Source organism: Francisella sp. XLW-1, from assembly GCF_008711455.1.
Taxonomy (GTDB): domain Bacteria; phylum Pseudomonadota; class Gammaproteobacteria; order Francisellales; family Francisellaceae; genus Francisella; species Francisella salimarina.
Genome location: NZ_VXKP01000001.1, coordinates 19352 through 40912 on the forward strand (window position 1 = coordinate 19352; position 21561 = coordinate 40912).

The window sequence follows — 21561 nt, forward strand, 5'->3', positions numbered from 1 at the left end:
CTATCAGATGAAAAAAATTATTCATCTACTATTATTAACAAGAATGGAGGTTTTCAAAGTTTACGGGTATATAGTATTATTATTTTCTTGTTTACTTATGAATACTGTTGGCGTATTAGGAGCATCATTAAAAGTTAGATTATTTGTTTGCTGGATATGGTCTTGTTTATATCGCTTAGGAACTCTAGTCATACTACAAATATATGTAAAAATTGAAGGTAAAGAAAATATTCCAGACTATCCCTGTATTTATGTTTCTAAACACCAGTCGATGTTAGAGACTTTTGTATTTTATGGCCTTGTTCATGATTGTTGCTTTGTGATGAAGCAAGAGTTACTAGAAAAACCAATTTTTGGTAAGACAAACATATTTGCTGAAGCTATTGGTGTAGATAGATCAAAAGGTCTTTCTGCAATCAAAAAAGTTTTAGAGGATGGCAAAGATAGAATAGAAAATAAAAATTTAAGCATTATAATCTTCCCAGAGGGTACAAGAGTGCCCGTTGGTGAATATCCGAAATTTCATCGCTCTGCAATGAAACTAGCTAAAGTATCAAATATTCCTATAATCCCTGTGGCTCATAACTTTGGAGTATATTTTGGACGTAAAAAAGGTGACTTTGTGAAGCCTGGTATCGCTAGAATGTCTTTTGGAAAATCTATTGATCCAAAAGATTACTCTGTCGCTGAGTTGACTGATCTTTGCTATGACATCATCAACGATAAAACTAAGTCTTATGGTGGTTAATCAAATATTTATTTGATAGAAAACTCTGCAATAATCGGATTATGATCTGATATTTTTTTGCAATCTAAAACAGATGCTTTTTCAAGGTTTAGACCTCTATATAATACAAAATCTAAATGATTGCTCTGAAAAGATTTGACTAATTGAGGCTCATCTATAAAAGCCACTTTAAAACTAAACTCTCTACAGAAATCTTTGATTAACTTAACTCGTCTTCTATTCCAAGTATTAAAATCCCCTGCGATTATAATAGGATGCTTATACTTCTCTGGAGAGATATATTCTTTTATTTTCTCAAATTCATATTCATAAACTTTATTACTCTTGAAATTGATTGCATGGATATTCACAACAACAACTTTTGTGCCCGCTATATTTAAATGTGTAATCAAAGAAGCTTTGTGAGTATTTATTACAGACTCTCGATGAGTTGTAAGTATTTTGACATTTTTTATCACTGGGAAATGACTAACTGTAGCTACCCCATAGTTATGTGAACGTAATACAATATTAGATGCGAAGTTTATATCAAATTTGTCGATAGGAAATTTAGTATCATGCTGATGTACTGCTTCTTGTAGACAAAAGATATCAATATTGTGATTAAAGTATGTATGTCTGATATAAGCTTTGAATGCTTCTGTATCTTTATAGTCAATTTTGTATGAGTTCCAACTCATTAAGCAGAATTTTGTAGATTGATTTTGTTGTGAGTTTCTTTCAAACATTTAATCAACTAGAGTTGAATCATCATAATTTCATTATATATTAAAAATACTTATACAGTTATATTAGTGAGGTTTTCTAGCTATAAACCTTAGAACTATATAACCACAAACTCCTGAGAGTAAAGAACCTACTATCACACCCACTTTGATTGCATTAAGAGTATGATTATCATCAAAAGCGAGAGTTCCAATAAATAAACTCATGGTAAAACCTATACCGCATAAAAGGCTTATACCATATATCTGAGAACTCGAAAAAGACTCTCCTAGCTTAAATAGTTTCAGCTTCTTTGAAATAGCCAATATGGAGAAAATACCCAACTGCTTACCGACAAATAATCCCAATATAATACCTAATGTAATTGGCTCAAATATTATAGAAACACTCATCCCTGAGAAATTGATACCAGCATTAGCAAATGCAAATATAGGTAGTATAAAATAGATAACCCAAGGATGAAGAGACTCTTCCATAAAATTAGCTGGAGAATCTTTGCCATTCTCTATAAAAGGAATACACAGCGCTGTTGTAAAACCTGCCAAAGTTGCATGAACTCCAGACTTAATCGTACAAAACCAAGCAAAAAAACCAAGAACCACATATACAGAACTTCTATTAACTTTAAATACTCTATTACAAATAATCATCGCCAATATAAAAAGAGTCCCTAAAGATAGCGAAAGTAAAGACAGTGACTTGGTATAAAATATCGCAATAATTACTATTGCAGCTATATCATCAAAAATAGCGATTGTAATAACCAATAGCTTTAGCTTTGCTGGGATTCTTGAACCAAGTAGAGCTAATATACCTAGAGTAAATGCTATATCTGTCGCAGAAGGTATTGCCCAACCTGTGATATTAGCATCATAGTTAATTGATAAATATATCAAGCTTGGAACTGCCAGTCCTGCAAGAGCTGCTACGGCAGGCATTATAATATTAGAGGGCTTTGATAATGCCCCTGAGATTATCTCTCTTTTGATTTCTAAACCAATATATAAAAAATATATGGCCATCAAACCATCATTAATCCAATGCATCAAGTTTTTGTCGATAACGAGATTTTCAATTCCTAGTTTGACATTGATTGTCTCAAGCATTCCATAGTAGATAGATAATGGTGAGTTATTTATAAGTATTGCAACAAAAGCTGCAGCAAAGAGAATTAACCCTCCGACTATCTCTTGATTATTTTGGTTTGCACTCATATTTATAGTATCTAAAAGATTTCAATAGTATTAATTATCTAATAGCTTGAGGTATAATTCTACTCATGCAAAAACTAATTTTTGTGCTCAATGATAAATAACATTCCCAAAGCTTGGTACGCTATAGCTCATATCAAAGAAATCAAATCCAAACCTATCAAACTAGAAAGACTCGGTAAAAATCTTGTTTTATGGAAAGATGCTGAGAAAATAATAGCTATGGAAAATCGTTGTCCTCATCGTGGTGCAGAATTAAGTTTAGGCAAAGTATGTGATGGAGCTATAGCTTGTCCTTTTCATGGCTTTAGGTTTGACACACAAGGCAACTGTATATACACACCAGAAACTCAAAGCGCTATCCCAAAACTACAAGTTAAAAGCTATCAAACAAAAATTGTCGCTGACATGATTTGGATAAATGTTTTTGATGAAGAACTAGATAATAGCTACGCTTTTGAATTTGCACAAAACCTATATAATGATTTTGCTGGTAAGTACTCTCTTTTGACGGACACATGGGATAACAACATCCGCCACTGTATCGAGAACCAACTTGATTATACTCATTTAGCTACTGTACATAAGAGATCTATCGGCAGAGGATACAAAATCCCTCAAGATATAAAGCTAAATATAAGTAATGAATATATAGAAGCACTAAAAAACCAACGTTTAATGCTAAAGTACATCTTTCCTAACTTTTGGTTACTTAATAATGCTGATAAACTTAAAATTTGTGTTTATTTTGTACCTATTAATGAGCATCAAACTAAGCTATATTTAGTAAACTATCGTAAATTTTTGACTGGCAAAATCATCAAACCTGTCGCAGATATAGTATTTAGTATCACCAATAAAATCATTCTTAATGAAGATAAAAGAGTTGTTAAAACCCAGAAATATGATGAAAAATACGATACTAATGATTTTCTATTACGTCATGATCAAATCCTCAAAGAATTTAGAAAGATTTGGCATACTCCAGATTAAAATATTTCTCAAAAGTTTGTAAATACTATACAATCAAAAAACACTTTATTAACTTATATATGATTATGAAATATAGTCTACCTGTTAGGGTTCTACATAGCTTATTGGCTTTTTTGATAATAGCTCAACTTATCTTGGGTTTCGGTTATGCTTATGATCTATTTGATTCAAGATGGATTATGACCTTGCATAAATCTTTTGGTTTAGTAATTTTCTTTGTGATACCTCTGTTGGTTGTTGCTAGGTTTTTTAGTATCAAACCGCCATATAACCCGCCACTACCATTACTACAATTAATCATAGCTAAAATAGTGCATCTTGGCTTATATATTTCAGCATTTGGTATGGCTTTTTCGGGAGTAGTTGGCTCGATGCTAATGGGTTATCCATGGAAGATATTCTTTGTGATACCATTTCCAGAGATCATAACTCCAAACTTTGAATTAGGTAGCAAAATCTTTAGTTATCACTATATCTTTGCCTCAGTTTTATTAGTGCTAGTAGTACTACATATAGCTGCTGCTCTACACCACCAGTTAATAGTAAAAGATAATATCTTAGCTAGAATGAAGTAATTAATATACAGAGGATCTAATAATAGATATGTTACAAAAAAATCAACGTAAAGCACTATTACTATCAAGTTTAGGCGGTATGCTTGAGTTTTATGATTTTATTATCTACGCTTTACTCGCTAGTTATATTTCTAAGCTTTTCTTTCCTATTCAATCAGCAATTACATCTTTATTAATCGCATTCAGTGCTTATGCTGTTGGCTATCTTGCTAGACCTTTTGGTGGTATTATCTTTGGCCATTTTGGTGATAAATATGGCAGAAAAAAAACTTTTACAATCTCTATTTTGATTATGGCTTTATCAACATTTTTGATTGGTATATTGCCTACTTATAGTAGTATTGGGATTATGGCACCTATATTGTTAGTACTATGTAGAATAGCTCAAGGAATATCAGTTGGTGGCGAGATACCAGGTGCTATCACTTATGTTGGTGAGGCTGTTCCTGAGAAGCGTGGTTTTATGACTGCGGTGATTTTTGGATTCTTGATACTTGGTGTTGCTATAGGATTTATAGTTGAAAGTTTGCTATTGGAGTTCTTCACAAGTCAGAGTATGCTTGCCTATGGCTGGCGTATACCTTTTATATTAGGTGGTCTGTTTGGGCTTGTTGCATACTATCTTAGACGTCAGCTTATTGATATCAAAGAGTTTAATCCTTTTGTGAATGAAGAGTTTTCTCTACCGATTACAAAGATGCTTCTAACTCATCGCTGGAACTTGATCTATTCAACAATTATTGTGTCATTTGGAGCTCTTTGTTTTGTAACACTATTTTTGTTATTACCGGCATATTTTAGTACTATTCTAAACCTTCACTTAGATAACTTCACATGGATTAATAGTCTTGGTGTGATTATTATTTCTATTCTTTGTGTAGCTGTTGGTCTATTTGCTGATAAAGTTAGTAGAAATTTGATTTTGTTAATTAGCATAGTAGCCACATGTGCTTTTAGCTTTGTCATTTATACTACATACACATCACATCAAAATTTCTATTTTATCGCTATAGTTCTTAGTGCTATTTTGGTAGCTCTTTGTTGGGGCAATATACCTGCGATGTTGATTGATTTGTTTAAGCAAGATGTTCGCTATACTGGCATAGGTTTTGCATATAATCTAGGATTTGCTGTCTTTGGTGGTCTGACACCTATGATTGTAATCAGCACTATCAAATTCTCAAATAATAACTTAGCTCCGGCATATATACTAACAGCTGGTGCGATAATCACTCTTATAGCTATGATTATAAACTCTTTGATCAAGAGAAAAGCTACTGTAAAAGCTTAACTCAAGCCATCTAAACTATACCAAAACAGTACAATTTATAATTCAACAAAAATTAATCCTCCTTAAGTCAGCAGATACTTACAGCTTATATTTTGGTATAATATAGTTATAGTCATGTAGTTTTGGATTTGTCCTAATGCACGAGTTTTCATTGTGTCAAAGTGTCGTAAGTATCGCGAAGAAAGCAGCTGAAAATAACTCTAAAAAAGTATCTAAAGTAGTTGTCAAAATCGGTAATTTAGCTGGTGTGGATGTTGAATCTTTTGAGTTTTGGTTCCCAGTAGCTGCAAAAGATAGTGTCTTAGAACAAGCAAGGCTAGAAATAATACATGAGCAAGCTATAGCAAAATGCAAAGCTTGTGAACATGAATTTGAATTAACCAGATTATATGAGCAATGCCCAAACTGCGGTAGTTTTGAGAAAGATATTCTCAAAGGTAAAGATATGCTTGTAGAGTCTATAGTTTTTAATTAAGGAGTAAATTATGTGTACAACTTGCGGATGTGGAACAGATAGTAGTCATCACCATCATCATGGCCATGAAGGCGATGCTGTAAAACTAGAAAAAGCAATCCTAGATGCAAATGATAAGTATGCCGAGCAAAATAGAGATGTATTAGCTAAAGGTAATAACATTGCACTTAACTTTGTATCAAGTCCTGGTTCTGGTAAGACCTCTCTACTTGAGAGAACTATCAAAGAGCTTGGTAATAATCACCCTATCGTAGTTGTTGAAGGTGATCAGCATACAGATCTAGATGCTGAGAGAATCCGTAAAGCTGGTGCAAAAGCTTATCAGATAAATACTGGTAAAGCTTGTCATCTAGATGCTCACATGGTTGGTCATGCTTTTGAACACTTAGGTGATATCAAAGATGGTTTTGTGATGATTGAGAATGTTGGTAACTTAATATGTCCAGCAATGTTTGACCTGGGTGAAAAGCATCGTGTAGCTGTTATCTCAACTACTGAGGGAGCTGATAAGCCACTTAAATATCCTGATATGTTTTATTATGCAGATGTAGTTGTTATCAATAAGATAGATCTATCGCCTTATGTAGATTTTGATATCCAAGAATGTATCGCAAATATCAAAAAGATTCGTTCAGATGTGAAAATATTTGAGCTATCTGTAAAAACTGGCACTGGTTTTGATAGCTGGTTGGATTGGTTGAGAGGTTTAAAATAATACATAAAGGATATATATGAAAACACTAGAACAGGGAGAATTAGCTCCAAACTTTAAATTAGAGAACCAAAATAATGAAGAAGTATCACTAAGCGACTTTAAAGGTAAAAAAAATGTCTTAGTCTACTTCTACCCAAAAGCGATGACTCCAGGTTGTACAACTCAATCTATAGGTCTAAGTAGTATTAGTGACAAACTGGCTAAGCTTGATACAGTAGTTCTGGGTATTAGTCCAGATGCACCAAAACGCCTCAAGAAATTTGAAGAAAGAGATAGCCTAACAATACAGCTTCTAAGTGATGAAGATCACAAAGTTGCTGAGCAATTTGGTGTATGGGGCGAGAAGAAGTTTATGGGCAAAGTATATGATGGCATCCATAGAATCAGCTTCTTTATAGACAAAGATGGCAAGATCAATCATGTGTTTGATAAGTTTAAAACAAAAGATCATCATGAGATTGTCTTAGAGTATGTTGAGAACTTTTGTAAAAAATAAAATAAAATACTTTCAAGGAATATAAAAATGTACTACGATGTTGAGAACTTACCTAGAGGATTTATGAAAGCCTCATTTGTCCCTAGACCAATTGCTTGGGTTAGCTCTGTCGATAAAAATGGTGTGGCTAATTTAGCACCTTTTAGCTACTACGCTCCTGTTTGTGATAGTCCATATATGATTATGTTTGCAATATCTAATGAACATATCGAAGGTGGACACAAAGATACTCTAAAAAACATCTTAGAAACTAAAAACTTTGTTATTAATGTTCCTAGCTATAGCTTTAGAGAGCAGGTAAACAAAACCTCTGAAAGCGTGTCTAGAGATATTGATGAATTCGAGCTAGCAGGTCTTGAAAAAGGTATATCTGAAATATACAAAATTCCTTTTGTCAAAAATATCCCTATGTACATAGAGTGTGAACTACATGACACCTACCAACTACCAGGAAAAAAAGAAGGTTGGACAAATATGATGGTTATTGCTTATGTCAAAGGTTTACATGTAAATGACAATGTTATTACAGATAACAAAATAGATATCTCCAAGGTTAAGCCTATTAGTAGGTTGGGTTATCATGACTATGCTTTTATAGAGGATAATATATTTTCTATAGAAAGAAGCTAAATAACTTAATTCCCATGCAACAAACCATAACAAAAATTCTCGTCAATGGTATAGTTCAAGGGGTTGGATTTCGCCCCTTTATCTATTGTCTTGCTAAAGATTTAGCATTATATGGCTCGGTACAAAATACCCCTTATGGTGTTGAGATAATTCTACAATGTGATGAATCTGTTGCAGATAGCTTTATAATTGATATGCAGGCAAAGTTGCCACCTCTAGCTAGTATAGAAACTATTGAAAAAACTATTTGTCAAACTGAAAGTGAATTTACAAATTTCAGCATTCTAGAAACTCAACAAGGTAGCTCTGCAACGAAAATACCTGCTGATACAGCTATTTGTGACTTGTGCTTAGATGATATTTTTAACCCACAAAGTCGCTATTATCTATATCCATACACTAGCTGTACACACTGTGGCCCTCGCTTCAGCACGATACAAAGCCTACCTTATGATAGAGATAAAACTACTTATAAAGATTTTCCACTCTGTGATGGCTGTCATGATAGTTACACAAATCCACTAGATAGACATTACCATGCTCAAACTGTTGCATGCTCTAGCTGTGGCCCAGGATTATCACACTCTTTTGATGAAATATCTCAAACTATCAAAGCTGGTAAAATCATCGCTATTAAAAGTCAAAATGGCTTTAAATTAGTTGTAGATGCTACAAATACCAAAGCAGTCGAAGAACTCCGCAAAAGAAAGCATCGCCCAAATAAACCTTTTGCTTTAATGGCTTTAAATACCCAAAGCATACAAGAGCATTTTGCAGAAGTTACTACACAGCAAGACGAGCTTCTAAACACGACTATCAGACCTATTGTCTTACTTAAAAGACATTCTACTAACAATATTAGCTCATCTATTGCACCACGCATAAATCAGCTTGGTTTTATGCTGCCAACAACTGGCTCTGATTATATCCTTTTTTATCATCTATTAAATCAACCTCAGGGAGCTAACTGGCTTAAAGAAGCTTACAATTTAGCTTTGATAGTTACTAGTGCAAATATATCTGGTGAAAGCATCATTGCTAATAATGATGAAGCCCTAGAAAAACTCAAAGATATCGCTGATCTAATAGTTACAGATAATCGTGATATTGCAATAAAAAGTGATGATAGTGTCTTTCATACTGTGATAGATAAAAATCTACCAATTAGAAGATCTCGAGGATTTGTACCACAATCAATACAGTTATCTGAAAGCTTACCAAATATATTAGCTACTGGTACATTTTTAAAGAACACTTTTTGCTTTATTAAAGATAGTCAAGCCTTTGTATCGCAACATATTGGCGATATGGATAGCCAAACTAATATAGAGTTTTTTGAGCAGTCTTTGGAACATTTCCAAAAGATGTTTGGACTTAAGTTTGATGGTATTGCATGTGATTTACATCCTGATATTTATACTACGCATTTTGCGCAAAAGTTTGATCTACCAATTTATCAGATTCAACATCATCAAGCTCACCTAGCAGCTGTAATCGCTGAGCATAACCTACAAGGTCAAGCTATAGGTTTGGTACTAGATGGTTTTGGTTTAGGTGAGGATGGCCTAGCTAGAGGTGGCGAGCTTTATCATTGTGATATTGATAATTTAGAGTTTAACCGAATTGGTGAACTAGATCCTATCGAATATATCGGTGGTGATAAAGTTGCAAAAGAACCTTGGCGAATGGCTCTTGCAGTATGCTATAAATACGATCTTGAGATACCAAATCATCTCAAAGAGTTTCCGCAAGCTGAAAGTCTAATCAAGCTTTTACAAAATGACTCTTTACCTAAAGGTAAAACTACAAGTATGGGTAGAGTTTTTGATGCTGTTTCTAGCTTATTAAATGTTTGCCATATCAACACTTACGAGGCTCAAGCCGCTATAGAATTAGAGTCTTTAGCTGATATTTCAAACATTCAATATGATACCAAATCGGTATCATTTAAAACTAATTTAAATTTAAAAAAACTACTAAAAAGCATAATAAAATGCGATAATATAAGTGTTGCTAGTAACTTATGGCACAGCACTTTGGCTTATGCTCTGGCGCAGTGGATTAGTAACTCAGCCCAACTTCGAAATATTAAGAATATAATACTAAGTGGCGGTTGTTTCCAAAATAAGCTACTACTAACAGAGACTTACCGTCAACTTAAAGAAATGGATTTCAATATTTATATATCAGAGAAAGTTCCTCTAAATGATGGTGGTGTAAGCCTTGGACAAGCTTGGCTTGGTGCCAAAAAATATAAAAAAGGTGAATAAAATGTGCTTAGCAATACCCGCAGAAATTGTAGAAATCAAAGAAGATAATCAAGCGATTGTTAATCTTGGCGGTGTAAAAAAGAATATATCTCTAGCACTACTAAGAGATAAAGTTCTTATAGGTGATTTTGTCATAATCCATGTTGGCTTTGCATTAAGTAAACTAGACAAAGAAATGGCTCATCAGACTCTAGAGGATCTAAAAAGTATAATATAAAAGGGGTAATGTAATGGATTACATACAAGAATTTAGGGCCCCGAAAGTTGCAAAAAGTCTTTTACAACAAATCGCTAAAGAAGTTGACCCTAATAGACAATATAACCTAATGGAGTTTTGTGGTGGGCATACACATGCACTACATCGTTATGGGATTCCTTGTCTTTTACCAGAAAATGTCAAAATGATACATGGTCCGGGGTGTCCAGTTTGTGTACTACCTATCAAAAGAGTGGATCAAGCAATATTTTTGGCATCACAAAAAGATGTAATCTTCTGTAGCTATGCAGATATGATTCGCGTACCAGGATCTCATCAAGATAGTCTAATCAAAGCTAAGGCACGTGGTGCTGATGTGCGTATGATCTACTCAGTAGAAGATGCTCTAAAACTTGCTGAAGAAAATCCTAATAAAAAGATTATATTCTTTGCTATCGGGTTTGAGACAACTACTCCCCCAACTGCTGTTGCTATACAACTCGCGATAGCTAAGAAATTAGATAATTTTCTAATATTTTGTAACCATGTACTTACACCTGTAGCTATGCAAGCAATCTTATCTGAGGATGTTAAGATTGATGGCTTTTTAGGTCCATCTCATGTCAGTGTAATCATTGGTAGTAACGCTTATGATAAAGTAACCAAAGAATATCAAAAACCAATGGTTGTAGCAGGTTTCGAGCCTTTGGATGTACTACAATCTACACTAATGCTTATCAAGATGATTAACGCTGACAAAATAGGCGTAGAAAATCAATATACAAGGGCTGTAGTACCTGATGGCAACCAACTAGCACAAGATTTAATCTCTCAATATCTTACTATCAGAGATACCTTTGAATGGCGTGGACTTGGATATATCCCAAATAGTGCTTTAGAAATAAAAGATGAATATGCAAAGTTTGATGCTGAAAAATACTATCAAATACCCGAGGTGCGAGGGCTAGAGCATAAGCAATGTGCTTGTCCTGATATTCTAAGAGGCTTAAAAGAGCCAAAAGATTGCAAATTATTTGGTGTGGTTTGTACTCCTGAGCAACCGATGGGAGCATGTATGGTTTCATCTGAAGGTGCTTGTGCAGCACATTATCAATACGGAGACTAAAATGGCTGTGAAATTAAATATCAAAAGTGGTGTAGTCGATCTAGCAATGGGAGCCGGTGGTAAGGCTATGTATCATTTAATCGAGCAGATGATTAAAAAAAGTTTTGATAGCCAGTATTTAGCTCAAGCAGAAGATCAAGCCATACTACCACAAATAAATGGCAAAATTGCCATGACAACAGATAGTTATGTAATCACGCCATATTTCTTTAGGGGTGGCAATATAGGTAGTCTTGCAATTCATGGGACTGTTAATGATCTAGTAGTTGGTGGTGCTAAACCACTATATATCTCTGTAGGGCTTATTTTAGAAGAAGGCCTACCTCTTAAAGATTTAAAAATAATCCTGGACTCCATGGCTGAAGCTGCCAAAAAAGCTAATGTCCAAATCGTAACAGGCGATACTAAAGTTGTCGAGAAAGGTAAAGGTGATGGCATCTTTATCAATACAACTGGAGTTGGAGTTATCCGTGATGATTTTGTAACTAGAGATGCTCTTGAAGATGGTGATGAGATTATCATCAATGGTACTCTTGGAGATCATGGTGTAGCTGTAATGTCACAACGAGCTGGTCTTGACTTTGAATGTCAAATAGTGAGTGATGCAACATCTTTAGACAACTTAGTTGATTCAATTTATGACAATAAATGTCAAATAAAAACAATGCGTGATCCTACTCGAGGTGGAGTTGGTGCAACCCTAAATGAATGGGCTAACCAATACAATGTAGCTATCGAGATAGATGAGGCAAATCTTCCTGTCTCTAGAGAAGTTCAATCAGCATGTGAGCTTCTTGGTTTGGATCCATTATATATCGCCAATGAAGGCAAAATTTTAATCGCTTGTAAGCCTAGTCAGACTCAAAAGGTTCTAGACTGCTTAAGGGGTCATCCATTAGGAGAAAATGCCCAAGTGATAGCAACCGTAAGAAAAAGTGAGCAATCTCAAGTCTTTATGAAAACCACATTTGGTGGCAAAAGACGCGTAGATTGGTTAAGTGGTGAGCAATTACCAAGAATATGTTAAGGAGAGTAATATGAGTCAGTTTTATTTCTTAAAACATGATGATCTAGATAGAATGATTTCTTACTTCTCAGGGCAAGGCTATGAAGTTATGGCACCAGCAGTTAGAGATAAATCAATTGTTTATGACAATATAAACAATGCAAGTGAGCTTCCATGGGGTTATGTCGATATACAAGAGCCTGCAAAATATGAAGTCATCAAAACAGATGCCAAAAAAGCTTTTGGTTGGAGTGTACCAGTTCAGTCTGTTAAGCCGATGCTTTTTGAAGAGAAAGAAACACTCTGGAAAGTCTCTCGTGATGAGAGTGGCAAACTAACGTTCAATCAAAGCTTAAATAATAAAAAATATGCTGTACTAGGTGTTAGACCTTGTGATCTGAGAGCTATTGAGATTCAAGATAGAGTGTTTGTTGAAAATGCATATCAAGATGTTCGTTATAAAGCTAGAAGAGAAGCTATGTTTATCGTAGCTGCTAATTGTACTACGGCGCATAGCAACTGTTTTTGTATCGCTCTAGGTGATAAGCCTGAGGCTGATAAAGGTTTTGATCTAGCGATGACAGAGATTGACAATGGTTTTGTAATCGAGACAGGTAGTGACAAAGGTAGACAAGCTATATTGGCATTACAACTAGATCCTGCAACAGGTGCGCAAACATACCAAGCTGAGCAAAAAGTAAAAGCTGTATATGGTATGCAAGAGAAAACTCTACCACCGATAGCTCAAGTAGAAAAAGCTCTAACAAGCTCTTATGACCATCCGCAATGGGATGATGTTGCAGCTCGTTGCCTATCTTGTGGTAGCTGTACTCAATCATGTCCTACCTGTTTCTGCCATACAGAAAAAGAAGAGCCGAGTTTAGATGGTAAAGAGAGTGAACATACTCGTGAATGGGATTCATGCTTTGGCTTAGATCATAGCTACACTCATGGTGAACTATATCGTGAAGAACCAAAACACAGATATCGCCAATGGCTAACTCATAAATTTGGTACTTGGAGAGAACAGTTTAAGACTAAAGGTTGTGTTGGCTGTGGTCGTTGTGTCACATGGTGCCCTGTAAAAATTGATGTTACAGAAGAAATTAACGCTATTTGTGAGGAGAAATAATTATGATATACCCACAAGATGCTTATTTACCTCATGAAGCAGAGATAGTTGAATTTATCCAAGATGCTGATGATATTTTTACCCTGCGTTTACGCTTTGTAGATGAAGAATTACGCAAAAATTATAAGTTTCACCCTGGTCAGTTTAATATGCTGTACTTATATGGTGTTGGTGAAGTTGCAATATCTATTGTTAATGATAGAAATTTTGCCGATGATATCTTTGAGCATACAATCCAAGTAGTTGGTCGTATAACTAAGGGTATGGACAAACTAAAAACTGGTGAAACAATCGGTGTTAGAGGTCCGTTTGGTAGCTCTTGGCCTGTAGAACAAGCTAAAGGTAAAGATGTTGTAATTATGACTGGCGGTCTTGGTAATGCTCCTCTAGTTGCTGCAACAGAAGAAATCCTAAAAGATAGAGATGCTTATGGCAAAGTCTATGTAGTACAAGGTATTCGCGATACTTCTGGCCTTATTTATCAAGATAAATACACTCGCTGGAACAACCAACCAAATACACAAGTACTTTTAGCAGCTACAGCTGGTAAGCCTCATGGTCCATGGAAATGGTATGATGGTTTTGTAACTGCAGCAATTCCGGATCTTGATATTGATCACAAAAATACTGTCGTTATGACTGTTGGTCCTGAGATTATGATGAAAAATGTTGCTAAAGAGTTTGCTAAGGTTGGCGTACCAGAAGAGCAAATTTTTGTCAGCTTAGAGCGTAGCATGAAGTGTGCTATCGGACATTGCGGTCATTGCCAAATGGGCAAAGAGTTTGTCTGTAAAGATGGTGCTGTATATGCTTATCCAGCTGTTAAAAAACTACTAGAAATAAAAGGAGTATAGTTATGTCAGCTCAAGATAAATTAAAAAATTTAGCTCCTAGACCAAAAATCGCAGTGCATAAATTCAGCTCATGTGATGGTTGCCAACTAGCTCTAATCAATGATGCTGTATCATTACTTACATTAGCTGAAATGGTTGATATTGTTCACTTTGCAGAAGCTGGTCCTCTAGATGAGTTTGCTGATGTTGATATTGCATTTATCGAAGGTAGTGTAAACACTCATCATGATATTCCACGCTTACAAAAAATTAGAGAAAAAGCAAAGTATGTAGTGGCTATCGGTGCTTGTGCCGTGGCTGGTGGTATTCAATCTCTAAGAAACTATACAAATGCTGCCGAGCTCTTAGAATGGCAAAAAGCTGTATATCCTCAAGATACAGATGTGATTATCAAAGAAGATTTATCTACAGCAAAAGCTATCAAAGAGTATGTAAATGTTGATTTTGAAATCTCTGGTTGTCCTATAACTACGGAGCAAATACTCAAAGCTATCCGCCAGCTACTATTTGGTGTAGAGCCTGAGAAAGTTGTTGATCCAGTTTGCACAAGCTGTAAGCATGCTGGGGTTACTTGTGTAATGGTGGCAAAAGATGAGCCATGCTTGGGTCCTGTAACAGCAGATGGTTGCGGCGCAATCTGTCCAAAACTTGGACGTGGTTGTTATGGTTGCTTTGGTGCATCAAAATATGCCAACCTCGATGCAATGACAACCAGATTAAAAGAACTTGGTTTATCAGACAAACAAATCCAAGATAAATATAGATTTATCAGTAGCCAAGATGAAGTATTTAAAAAGGCTGGAGTATAATCATGAGTAGAGAAACAGTTATTGAAGTGCCTATTTTAGCCCGTGTTGAAGGTGAAGGTGCTTTAGATTTAAGAATCAAAGATGGCAAAATAGATAAGTGTGAGCTAAGAATCTATGAACCACCACGTTATTTTGAAAAATTCCTCGAAGGTAGAGAACCAAATGCAATTATCGATGCTGTAGCTCGTATCTGCGGTATCTGCCCTCTAGCATATCAAGCAGGCTTCTCAAGAGCTTATGAAACTGCTTTTGAAATCACTAGAACTCAATGGATTGATGATATGCGTCTATTGATGTTCTTAGGTGAGTGGATTGAGTCACATTATCTGCATGTACACTTATTAGCAGCTCCTGACTTCTTGGGCTATAGATCTGCTATCGAGATGGCAAAAGACTTTCCTAAAGAAGTTGTACGTGGTGTTAAATTACAGCACTTGGGTAATGATATACTTAAACTACTAGGCGGTAGATCTGTTCATCCTAATGGTATGAAAGTTGGTGGCTTCTACAAAGCTCCTTTGGTAAAAGATGTTCATGCACTGATTCCTAAGCTAAAAGATGCCCTAAAAGAAGCTAAAGATGTGGTTGAGTGGGTATCTACACTATCATTCCCAGATACTACTATTCCGTTTAAGATGGTTAGCTTATCACATCCTACTGAATATCCTGTATTTGGTGATGATGTGATTACTAGTGATGGTGAGAAATTCCATATTAGTGAGTATGATGATCATTTCAGAGAGTTCCATGCTCCACAATCTACAGCGCTACACTCTACAACTGTTGATGGTCAGCCAATACTTTTAGGTCCTCTGCCAAGAATCAACCTAAACTTCGACAAACTACCTAAGCATATCCAAGAAATGGCACATGCTACTGGTGTTAAATGGCCAAGTAAAAATATGTTCCACTCTGTAGTTGCTAGAGCTATCGAAGGCTACTGGGCTATCGAAAGAGCGTTACAAGTATGTGAAAACTACTCATATACAGATACTCCATGTGTTGACTATACTGTCAAAGCTGCCGATGCTTGGGGTGCTGTAGAAGCTCCGCGTGGTATTCAGATAGATCATATCAAGGTTAATGATCAAGGTTTAGCTGAGAAAATAAGAATATCAGCACCTACATCACAAAACTTACCTTGTATTGAGGCTGATCTGCGTATAGCTTTAGAAAACTTTGGTTTAGATAAGCCAGAAGATGAGCTAAGACTACATGCTGAGATGGTTATTCGTAACTATGATCCTTGTATATCTTGTTCTGCACATTTCTTAACATTGAATATTGATAGAGATTAAACACAATCAATCATCCTATGACACATATTTTTTTAATTTAGCTATAAATTTCTAATTTAAGAAACAAAATTAGTTAAAATAAGTAGCGAAATATTAACTATGTTCATAATTTAAGGAACTAATATGAGAAAAAATATAACTATTTTCTCTGTACTAATCTTAGCGTTACTATTATTCCTAGCAACCCAAGATCTCAAAATGCTTAGCATGATTGGCATTGCCTTTATGCTAGGTCTTAGACATGGCTTTGATGCTGATCATATTGTAGCTATAGATAATGTAACTAGACAACTAATAACTCAAAACAGAGCAAGTTTCAAAACTGGTTTATTTTTTGCTTTAGGTCACTCTACAATAGTTTTTCTACTTACTCTACTTATAGTTATCGGCTTTAGTTTTGCAAGTATCGAGAAAACTAGTGCTTTGGATATTGGTGCATTTTTTGGAACTATTGTATCAGCTGTATTTTTGCTACTAACAGGGACTATGAGTCTTCTCTCTCTAAAGAAAATGCTCAAAAATAAAACTAGTATGGCTCACGATCATACATCAAATTCTGTATTGGCAAAACTTTTTAGACCTATAATCAAAGTTATAGATAGACCATATAAAATGTATTTTGTAGGCTTTCTATTTGGTATATTATGTTGCTACCTATCTCATTTGCTCTAGGGATGATTATAGTTGACTCTATAGATGCTGGATTAATGTCAAAAGTTCTAAGCTTTAACTCAAAAGAGCAGAGATTTTATCGTTATAACATTATAATACTATGTATTGTGATAGTAGCTGCTTATATCGTTGCTTTAGTTGAATTGTTAGGATTATTAAATACAAATATAGCTACAATTAATCTAGTTACAGACTTTGTTGATGATTATTCATCTACTATTGGCTTAAGCTTAGTAGCTATTTTCTCTGTATTTTTTGTGTTTAAGTTTGTAAATGTATACTCAAAAAGAAAAATAAAATAATACCTTACTGGACAGCATAATGTGCTACTCCTACAGAATTTTATTTATCATAAAAGGTAAAAAATGAAACAAAAAACTCTAATTCTTGGTATTGGATCACCTTTTGCAGATGATCAATTTGGTTGGTTTGTAGCCGATAAACTAGCTGAAGTTGTAAGAGAAAAAAATATCCAAAATATAACTGTAGAAAGTGCTGATAGACCAGGTTTAAATCTACTAACATTTCTAGATAGTGGATATGACAAAATTATCCTTATAGATGCGGTATATGCAAAAGTTACACCAGGTACAGAGTTTTATTTCAAAGCAAAAGACATACTTAGCTTTGGTGGTTTTCTATCCTCACATAGCGTTGGAGTTGCGCCATCTTTAGCATTAGCTGATGCTATAGGGATGGATATTAGTAATATTGAGTTTTATGGTGTAGAGGGTCAAAGAATCTTTAAAAAAGATGAAATACTCTCTGACATTGTAAGAAATGCTATAGAGTCAATGTCTAAAAATATTATAAGTAAACTAGATCTATAGTTTAGTAAACTTATAACTAAGAGCTAATATAAATTCATATAATTACTTCTGTAATAGCTTCTCAGCAGCATAAGGTGCAAAATACGTAAATATCCCACATGCACCAGCACGCTTAAACACTAGCAGAGACTCTAAAATAACTTTCTCATCTAAATCACCACAATCAACAGATTTTTTAAGCATATTATATTCGCCACTTACCTGATAAACAAAAGTTGGCAGTCTAAACTCTGATGATACTCTATAAACTATATCTAGATATGGCATACCAGGCTTGACCATAACACTATCAGCGCCTTCTGATATATCCATAGCTACTTCTCTAAGTGCTTCATCAGAGTTTGCTGGATCCATTTGATAGCCACGCTTATCGCGAAATTTTAATATTTTATCATTGCCTGTTAGGTTAGTAGTGCCTATAGCATCCCTAAATGGTCCATAAAATCCTGAAGCATACTTAGCTGCGTATGACATAATCTGCGTATCAACTAACCCCTCGTCTTCTAATGCTTGACGAATCATTCCAATACGCCCATCCATCATATCAGAAGGCGCAACGATATCACATCCTGCCTGCGCTTGAACTAGTGCTTGCTGTACTAGTACATCTACAGTCTGGTCATTCAATACCCTATGTTTATCGTCTAAAATCCCATCATGTCCGTGATCTGTGAAAGGATCTAAAGCTACATCACATATAATTCCGATATTCTTATTTTCATCTTTTGCAGCTTTTATAGCTCGACAAACAATATTTGATGGATTTACAGCCTCTGATGCTTGAGAGTCTTTCTTATGACTACTTATATTTGGAAAAAGTGCTATTGCTGGGATTCCTAACTCAGTTGCTTTTCTGACAATGGCTGGAACACTTTTTAGGCTATAACGAAATACTCCAGGCATAGACTCAATAGGAATATCTCCTTCATCATCACGGTCATGTATAAATACCGGCCAAATTAAATCACTTGGCGAAAGAGTATTTTCTGCAATTAACTTTCTTGACCATTCAGTCTGTCTAGTTCGACGAAGTCTGGTTTTTGGGTAACTCTCAAATGACATATAATAATCCCTTAAGGTTTTTAACTTTAAATATTTATCTGAGCAAATTCTAACTTGTGTTAACAACACGTTATACGAAGCAGATTATCAAACTTTTGATAAAAAAGAGTTTAGATAAATATTGTCAGAATAAACTCTGAGGTGATTATAATTTATTTTTTATAAAATTGTTATCTTTGATACAAAAATACATCAGGCCTCTGTAGTAGCTGATGACAAAGAATCAAATAACTTTTGTATTACCTCAGCAGGAATATTACGAGTTATAAATATACTCCTTTTTAGTAATCTAACTTTTCACCACTTATCAGATCAGTAGGTAGTTTGACAGTCATATAAATTGCTCCACCTAATGCAAAGCCTATTGCTGCAAATGGAGCTACAAAAGCATTAACTATATCGCTATCACCTGAATGATATTCTCCATTATAGAGAATATCTTGTGTCTTTGAAGCCCCTTTGAATAAACCAAAAAAAGAACCAACTGGTGCAGTTGCCAATAAGGCTACATCTGTAACTGGTGTAACTACAAATTCACCCAAAAAACCTTTACTCTCTGTTTTTGGAGGATTAGAAGGAGCATTTATCGGATCATTACTAATACCAGTATCAGCAAAACTATAGTTTAGTAGGAAGAGAAAAAAGCATATATAAAACACTATTTTTTTAATCATAAACCTCTCCAGCGAAGCTATTTATTAAAGAAAAATAATTAAGATTTTACTTTAATATCATTTAGATAAATAGCTGATTAGATAAATATTAATCAACCGAAATTCGCTTATATTTAATCTTAGTAATAGCATCATATTTATCGCCAAGACGGCGTTTTTTGTCTTCGATATAAGCATCGTAGTTACCTTCAAACCAAACTACTTCACTATTACCCTCAAAAGCAAGCATATGAGTCGCAATACGGTTTAGGAACCATCTATCATGCGAAATAACCATAATACAACCAGGGAAAGCTAATATAGCTTCTTCAAGTGCTCTTAGAGTCTCGACATCAAGATCGTTTGTCGGTTCATCTAGTAGAATAACATTGCCACCACTTCTAAGTAGCTTCGCAAGATGGACACGGTTTCTCTCTCCACCTGATAGCTGAGAAATATATTTCTGCTGATCTGCACCTTTGAAGTTAAATCTACCTACATATTGGCGTGATGGAATAGTGAATTTACCAACTGTAATTACATCTAGACCATCTGCAATTTCTTCCCAAACAGTTTTGTTATCATCTAGAGCATCACGAGATTGATCTACATAAGCTAAATTTACAGTTTCACCGATATTTATCTCACCAGAATCAGGAGTTTCTTTACCAGTTAGCATCTTAAAGAATGTAGACTTACCAGCACCATTAGCTCCAATAATACCAACAATCGAACCTGGATACACATCCATTTCAAGACCATCTACAAGAAGCTTATCATCAAATGATTTAACAAGATCTTTGACTTTGATGACATTGTTACCAAGTCTTTCTCCAGGTGGAATATATAGCTCTTGAGTTTCATTACGCTTTTGGAACTCTTGAGAGCTTAACTCATCAAATTTCGCTAATCTAGCTTTTGATTTAGCTTGACGACCTTTGGCATTTTGACGTACCCACTCTAGCTCTTCTTTAAGCGCTTTTTGATGTGAAGATTCACGTTTCTCTTCCATCTCTAGACGTTTTTGCTTTTGCTCAAGCCATTGTGAATAGTTACCTTTAAATGGTATACCTTCTCCTCTATCAAGCTCAAGAATCCACTCAGCAACATTATCTAAGAAATATCTATCATGGGTAATAGCTACAACTGTACCTTTATATTCTGCCAAGAATTTCTCTAACCATGCTACAGATTCTGCATCTAAATGGTTAGTAGGCTCATCTAGAAGTAAGATATCAGGAGCAGATAATAGAAGTTTACATAAAGCAACACGACGAGCTTCACCACCAGATAGCTTAGTAACATCAGCATCCCAAGGTGGAAGGCGAAGAGCTTCTGCAGCAACCTCTAGCTTACGATCAATCTCCCAAGCACCAGCGGCATCTATAGCATTTTGTAAATTACCTTGCTCTTCTAGAAGTTTAGCCATTTCATCATCTGACATTGGCTCACAAAACTTCATACTAATTTCATCAAACCTAGTAAGCATCTCTTGCAAGTGTGATAATGCTTCTTCAACATTACCTCTTACATCTTTTGTTTCATCAAGCTTCGGTTCTTGTGGTAGATAACCAATTTTGACACCTTTACGTGGAGCTGCTTCACCAACAATATCAGTATCAAGACCAGCCATAATTCTAAGTAGAGTAGATTTACCAGAACCATTAAGACCTAATACACCAATCTTTGCACCATCAAAAAATGATAGTGAAATATCTTTAAGGATATATTTGTTAGGTGGCACAACTTTGCCGACCCTATGCATTGAGTATATATATTTTTCAGCCATGCAA

The 21561-nt window shown here is 35.0% G+C and carries 22 protein-coding genes and 1 pseudogene; 18 read left to right on the top strand and 5 right to left on the bottom strand.

Going from position 1 to position 21561, the window contains the following annotated elements:
* The first annotated feature begins 7 nt into the window (after positions 1-7).
* On the top strand, positions 8-748 hold the full coding sequence (locus tag F3D59_RS00090) for a lysophospholipid acyltransferase family protein (RefSeq protein WP_150463327.1): 741 nt from the start codon (positions 8-10) through the stop codon (positions 746-748).
* An 8-nt stretch (positions 749-756) separates the two neighbouring features.
* Here F3D59_RS00090 and F3D59_RS00095 read toward each other — a convergent pair whose 3' ends face one another.
* Both F3D59_RS00095 and nhaA read right to left on the bottom strand, forming a co-directional pair.
* On the bottom strand, positions 757-1476 hold the full coding sequence (locus F3D59_RS00095) for an endonuclease/exonuclease/phosphatase family protein (RefSeq protein WP_150463328.1): 720 nt from the start codon (positions 1474-1476) through the stop codon (positions 757-759).
* A 63-nt stretch (positions 1477-1539) separates the two neighbouring features.
* Entirely contained in the window at positions 1540-2688 is a 1149-nt protein-coding gene (gene nhaA, locus F3D59_RS00100; protein WP_150463329.1) for a Na+/H+ antiporter NhaA, read from the bottom strand.
* A gap of 93 nt (positions 2689-2781) precedes the next feature.
* Here nhaA and F3D59_RS00105 point away from each other — a divergent pair, with 93 nt between their 5' ends.
* The 17 genes and pseudogenes from F3D59_RS00105 to F3D59_RS00185 all read left to right on the top strand — a co-directional run bounded on the left by F3D59_RS00105 (position 2782) and on the right by F3D59_RS00185 (position 18053).
* The gene (locus tag F3D59_RS00105; RefSeq protein ID WP_150463674.1) at positions 2782-3678 is read left to right on the top strand and encodes an aromatic ring-hydroxylating oxygenase subunit alpha; all 897 of its coding nucleotides are present in this window, start codon (positions 2782-2784) and stop codon (positions 3676-3678) included.
* Between the two features lie 59 nt (positions 3679-3737).
* Positions 3738-4253: a cytochrome b gene (locus F3D59_RS00110; RefSeq protein ID WP_191092373.1), complete on the top strand. Its 516-nt coding sequence runs from the start codon at positions 3738-3740 to the stop codon at positions 4251-4253.
* Between the two features lie 28 nt (positions 4254-4281).
* A complete protein-coding gene (locus tag F3D59_RS00115; protein ID WP_150463331.1) occupies positions 4282-5544 on the top strand; it encodes an MFS transporter in 1263 nt (420 codons plus the stop codon).
* Between the two features lie 136 nt (positions 5545-5680).
* Positions 5681-6019 carry a hydrogenase maturation nickel metallochaperone HypA gene (gene hypA / locus F3D59_RS00120; RefSeq protein ID WP_150463332.1) on the top strand — a complete coding sequence of 113 codons (339 nt, stop codon included), beginning with the start codon at positions 5681-5683 and terminating at the stop codon, positions 6017-6019.
* A 10-nt stretch (positions 6020-6029) separates the two neighbouring features.
* Positions 6030-6734 (top strand): hydrogenase nickel incorporation protein HypB, encoded by a 705-nt coding sequence (gene hypB, locus F3D59_RS00125; RefSeq protein ID WP_150463333.1) that lies wholly within the window; start codon positions 6030-6032, stop codon positions 6732-6734.
* A gap of 16 nt (positions 6735-6750) precedes the next feature.
* Positions 6751-7230, top strand: a complete 480-nt coding sequence (gene bcp, locus F3D59_RS00130; protein ID WP_150463334.1) for a thioredoxin-dependent thiol peroxidase — start codon at positions 6751-6753, stop codon at positions 7228-7230.
* A gap of 27 nt (positions 7231-7257) precedes the next feature.
* The gene (locus F3D59_RS00135; RefSeq protein WP_150463335.1) at positions 7258-7860 is read left to right on the top strand and encodes a flavin reductase family protein; all 603 of its coding nucleotides are present in this window, start codon (positions 7258-7260) and stop codon (positions 7858-7860) included.
* A 14-nt stretch (positions 7861-7874) separates the two neighbouring features.
* A complete protein-coding gene (hypF, locus tag F3D59_RS00140; protein ID WP_150463336.1) occupies positions 7875-10130 on the top strand; it encodes a carbamoyltransferase HypF in 2256 nt (751 codons plus the stop codon).
* A gap of 1 nt (position 10131) precedes the next feature.
* Positions 10132-10347, top strand: coding sequence for a HypC/HybG/HupF family hydrogenase formation chaperone (locus F3D59_RS00145; RefSeq protein WP_150463337.1), 216 nt, complete (start codon positions 10132-10134; stop codon positions 10345-10347).
* Between the two features lie 13 nt (positions 10348-10360).
* The gene (gene hypD, locus F3D59_RS00150; protein WP_150463338.1) at positions 10361-11452 is read left to right on the top strand and encodes a hydrogenase formation protein HypD; all 1092 of its coding nucleotides are present in this window, start codon (positions 10361-10363) and stop codon (positions 11450-11452) included.
* 1 nt (position 11453) lies between these two features.
* Entirely contained in the window at positions 11454-12479 is a 1026-nt protein-coding gene (hypE, locus tag F3D59_RS00155; protein WP_150463339.1) for a hydrogenase expression/formation protein HypE, read from the top strand.
* A gap of 10 nt (positions 12480-12489) precedes the next feature.
* Positions 12490-13590, top strand: coding sequence for a 4Fe-4S dicluster domain-containing protein (locus F3D59_RS00160; protein ID WP_150463340.1), 1101 nt, complete (start codon positions 12490-12492; stop codon positions 13588-13590).
* Positions 13591-13592: 2 nt separating this feature from the next.
* Complete coding sequence (locus tag F3D59_RS00165; RefSeq protein WP_150463341.1) at positions 13593-14444, top strand: FAD/NAD(P)-binding protein; 852 nt, start codon at positions 13593-13595, stop codon at positions 14442-14444.
* A 2-nt stretch (positions 14445-14446) separates the two neighbouring features.
* Positions 14447-15253, top strand: coding sequence for a sulfhydrogenase subunit delta (locus tag F3D59_RS00170; RefSeq protein ID WP_150463342.1), 807 nt, complete (start codon positions 14447-14449; stop codon positions 15251-15253).
* Between the two features lie 2 nt (positions 15254-15255).
* Positions 15256-16551: a Ni/Fe hydrogenase subunit alpha gene (locus tag F3D59_RS00175; RefSeq protein WP_150463343.1), complete on the top strand. Its 1296-nt coding sequence runs from the start codon at positions 15256-15258 to the stop codon at positions 16549-16551.
* A gap of 225 nt (positions 16552-16776) precedes the next feature.
* Positions 16777-17525 (top strand): annotated as a pseudogene (locus F3D59_RS10150) (metal transporter).
* Between the two features lie 63 nt (positions 17526-17588).
* Positions 17589-18053 (top strand): hydrogenase maturation protease, encoded by a 465-nt coding sequence (locus tag F3D59_RS00185; RefSeq protein WP_150463344.1) that lies wholly within the window; start codon positions 17589-17591, stop codon positions 18051-18053.
* Between the two features lie 42 nt (positions 18054-18095).
* Here the strand turns inward: F3D59_RS00185 and hemB are convergent, their stop codons facing one another.
* The 3 genes from hemB to ettA all read right to left on the bottom strand — a co-directional run bounded on the left by hemB (position 18096) and on the right by ettA (position 21557).
* Positions 18096-19115 (bottom strand): porphobilinogen synthase, encoded by a 1020-nt coding sequence (gene hemB / locus F3D59_RS00190; RefSeq protein WP_146421529.1) that lies wholly within the window; start codon positions 19113-19115, stop codon positions 18096-18098.
* 281 nt (positions 19116-19396) lie between these two features.
* Positions 19397-19789: a hypothetical protein gene (locus F3D59_RS00195; protein WP_150463345.1), complete on the bottom strand. Its 393-nt coding sequence runs from the start codon at positions 19787-19789 to the stop codon at positions 19397-19399.
* 88 nt (positions 19790-19877) lie between these two features.
* Positions 19878-21557 carry an energy-dependent translational throttle protein EttA gene (ettA, locus tag F3D59_RS00200; RefSeq protein ID WP_150463346.1) on the bottom strand — a complete coding sequence of 560 codons (1680 nt, stop codon included), beginning with the start codon at positions 21555-21557 and terminating at the stop codon, positions 19878-19880.
* Positions 21558-21561: the final 4 nt, after the last annotated feature.

Excerpts from the sequence above, each read along its gene's own strand:
- F3D59_RS00095 (WP_150463328.1), bottom strand. The coding sequence starts at position 1,476 with ATGTTTGAAAGAAACTCACAACAAAATCAATCTACAAAATTCTGCTTA.
- hypF (WP_150463336.1), top strand. The coding sequence starts at position 7,875 with ATGCAACAAACCATAACAAAAATTCTCGTCAATGGTATAGTTCAAGGG.
- F3D59_RS00175 (WP_150463343.1), top strand. The coding sequence starts at position 15,256 with ATGAGTAGAGAAACAGTTATTGAAGTGCCTATTTTAGCCCGTGTTGAA.
- nhaA (WP_150463329.1), bottom strand. The coding sequence starts at position 2,688 with ATGAGTGCAAACCAAAATAATCAAGAGATAGTCGGAGGGTTAATTCTC.
- F3D59_RS00195 (WP_150463345.1), bottom strand. The coding sequence starts at position 19,789 with ATGATTAAAAAAATAGTGTTTTATATATGCTTTTTTCTCTTCCTACTA.
- hypB (WP_150463333.1), top strand. The coding sequence starts at position 6,030 with ATGTGTACAACTTGCGGATGTGGAACAGATAGTAGTCATCACCATCAT.
- F3D59_RS00110 (WP_191092373.1), top strand. The coding sequence starts at position 3,738 with ATGATTATGAAATATAGTCTACCTGTTAGGGTTCTACATAGCTTATTG.
- F3D59_RS00145 (WP_150463337.1), top strand. The coding sequence starts at position 10,132 with ATGTGCTTAGCAATACCCGCAGAAATTGTAGAAATCAAAGAAGATAAT.
- F3D59_RS00160 (WP_150463340.1), top strand. The coding sequence starts at position 12,490 with ATGAGTCAGTTTTATTTCTTAAAACATGATGATCTAGATAGAATGATT.
- F3D59_RS00165 (WP_150463341.1), top strand. The coding sequence starts at position 13,593 with ATGATATACCCACAAGATGCTTATTTACCTCATGAAGCAGAGATAGTT.
- bcp (WP_150463334.1), top strand. The coding sequence starts at position 6,751 with ATGAAAACACTAGAACAGGGAGAATTAGCTCCAAACTTTAAATTAGAG.
- F3D59_RS00185 (WP_150463344.1), top strand. The coding sequence starts at position 17,589 with ATGAAACAAAAAACTCTAATTCTTGGTATTGGATCACCTTTTGCAGAT.
- ettA (WP_150463346.1), bottom strand. The coding sequence starts at position 21,557 with ATGGCTGAAAAATATATATACTCAATGCATAGGGTCGGCAAAGTTGTG.
- F3D59_RS00115 (WP_150463331.1), top strand. The coding sequence starts at position 4,282 with ATGTTACAAAAAAATCAACGTAAAGCACTATTACTATCAAGTTTAGGC.
- F3D59_RS00170 (WP_150463342.1), top strand. The coding sequence starts at position 14,447 with ATGTCAGCTCAAGATAAATTAAAAAATTTAGCTCCTAGACCAAAAATC.
- hemB (WP_146421529.1), bottom strand. The coding sequence starts at position 19,115 with ATGTCATTTGAGAGTTACCCAAAAACCAGACTTCGTCGAACTAGACAG.
- hypA (WP_150463332.1), top strand. The coding sequence starts at position 5,681 with ATGCACGAGTTTTCATTGTGTCAAAGTGTCGTAAGTATCGCGAAGAAA.
- F3D59_RS00090 (WP_150463327.1), top strand. The coding sequence starts at position 8 with ATGAAAAAAATTATTCATCTACTATTATTAACAAGAATGGAGGTTTTC.
- F3D59_RS00135 (WP_150463335.1), top strand. The coding sequence starts at position 7,258 with ATGTACTACGATGTTGAGAACTTACCTAGAGGATTTATGAAAGCCTCA.
- hypE (WP_150463339.1), top strand. The coding sequence starts at position 11,454 with ATGGCTGTGAAATTAAATATCAAAAGTGGTGTAGTCGATCTAGCAATG.
- hypD (WP_150463338.1), top strand. The coding sequence starts at position 10,361 with ATGGATTACATACAAGAATTTAGGGCCCCGAAAGTTGCAAAAAGTCTT.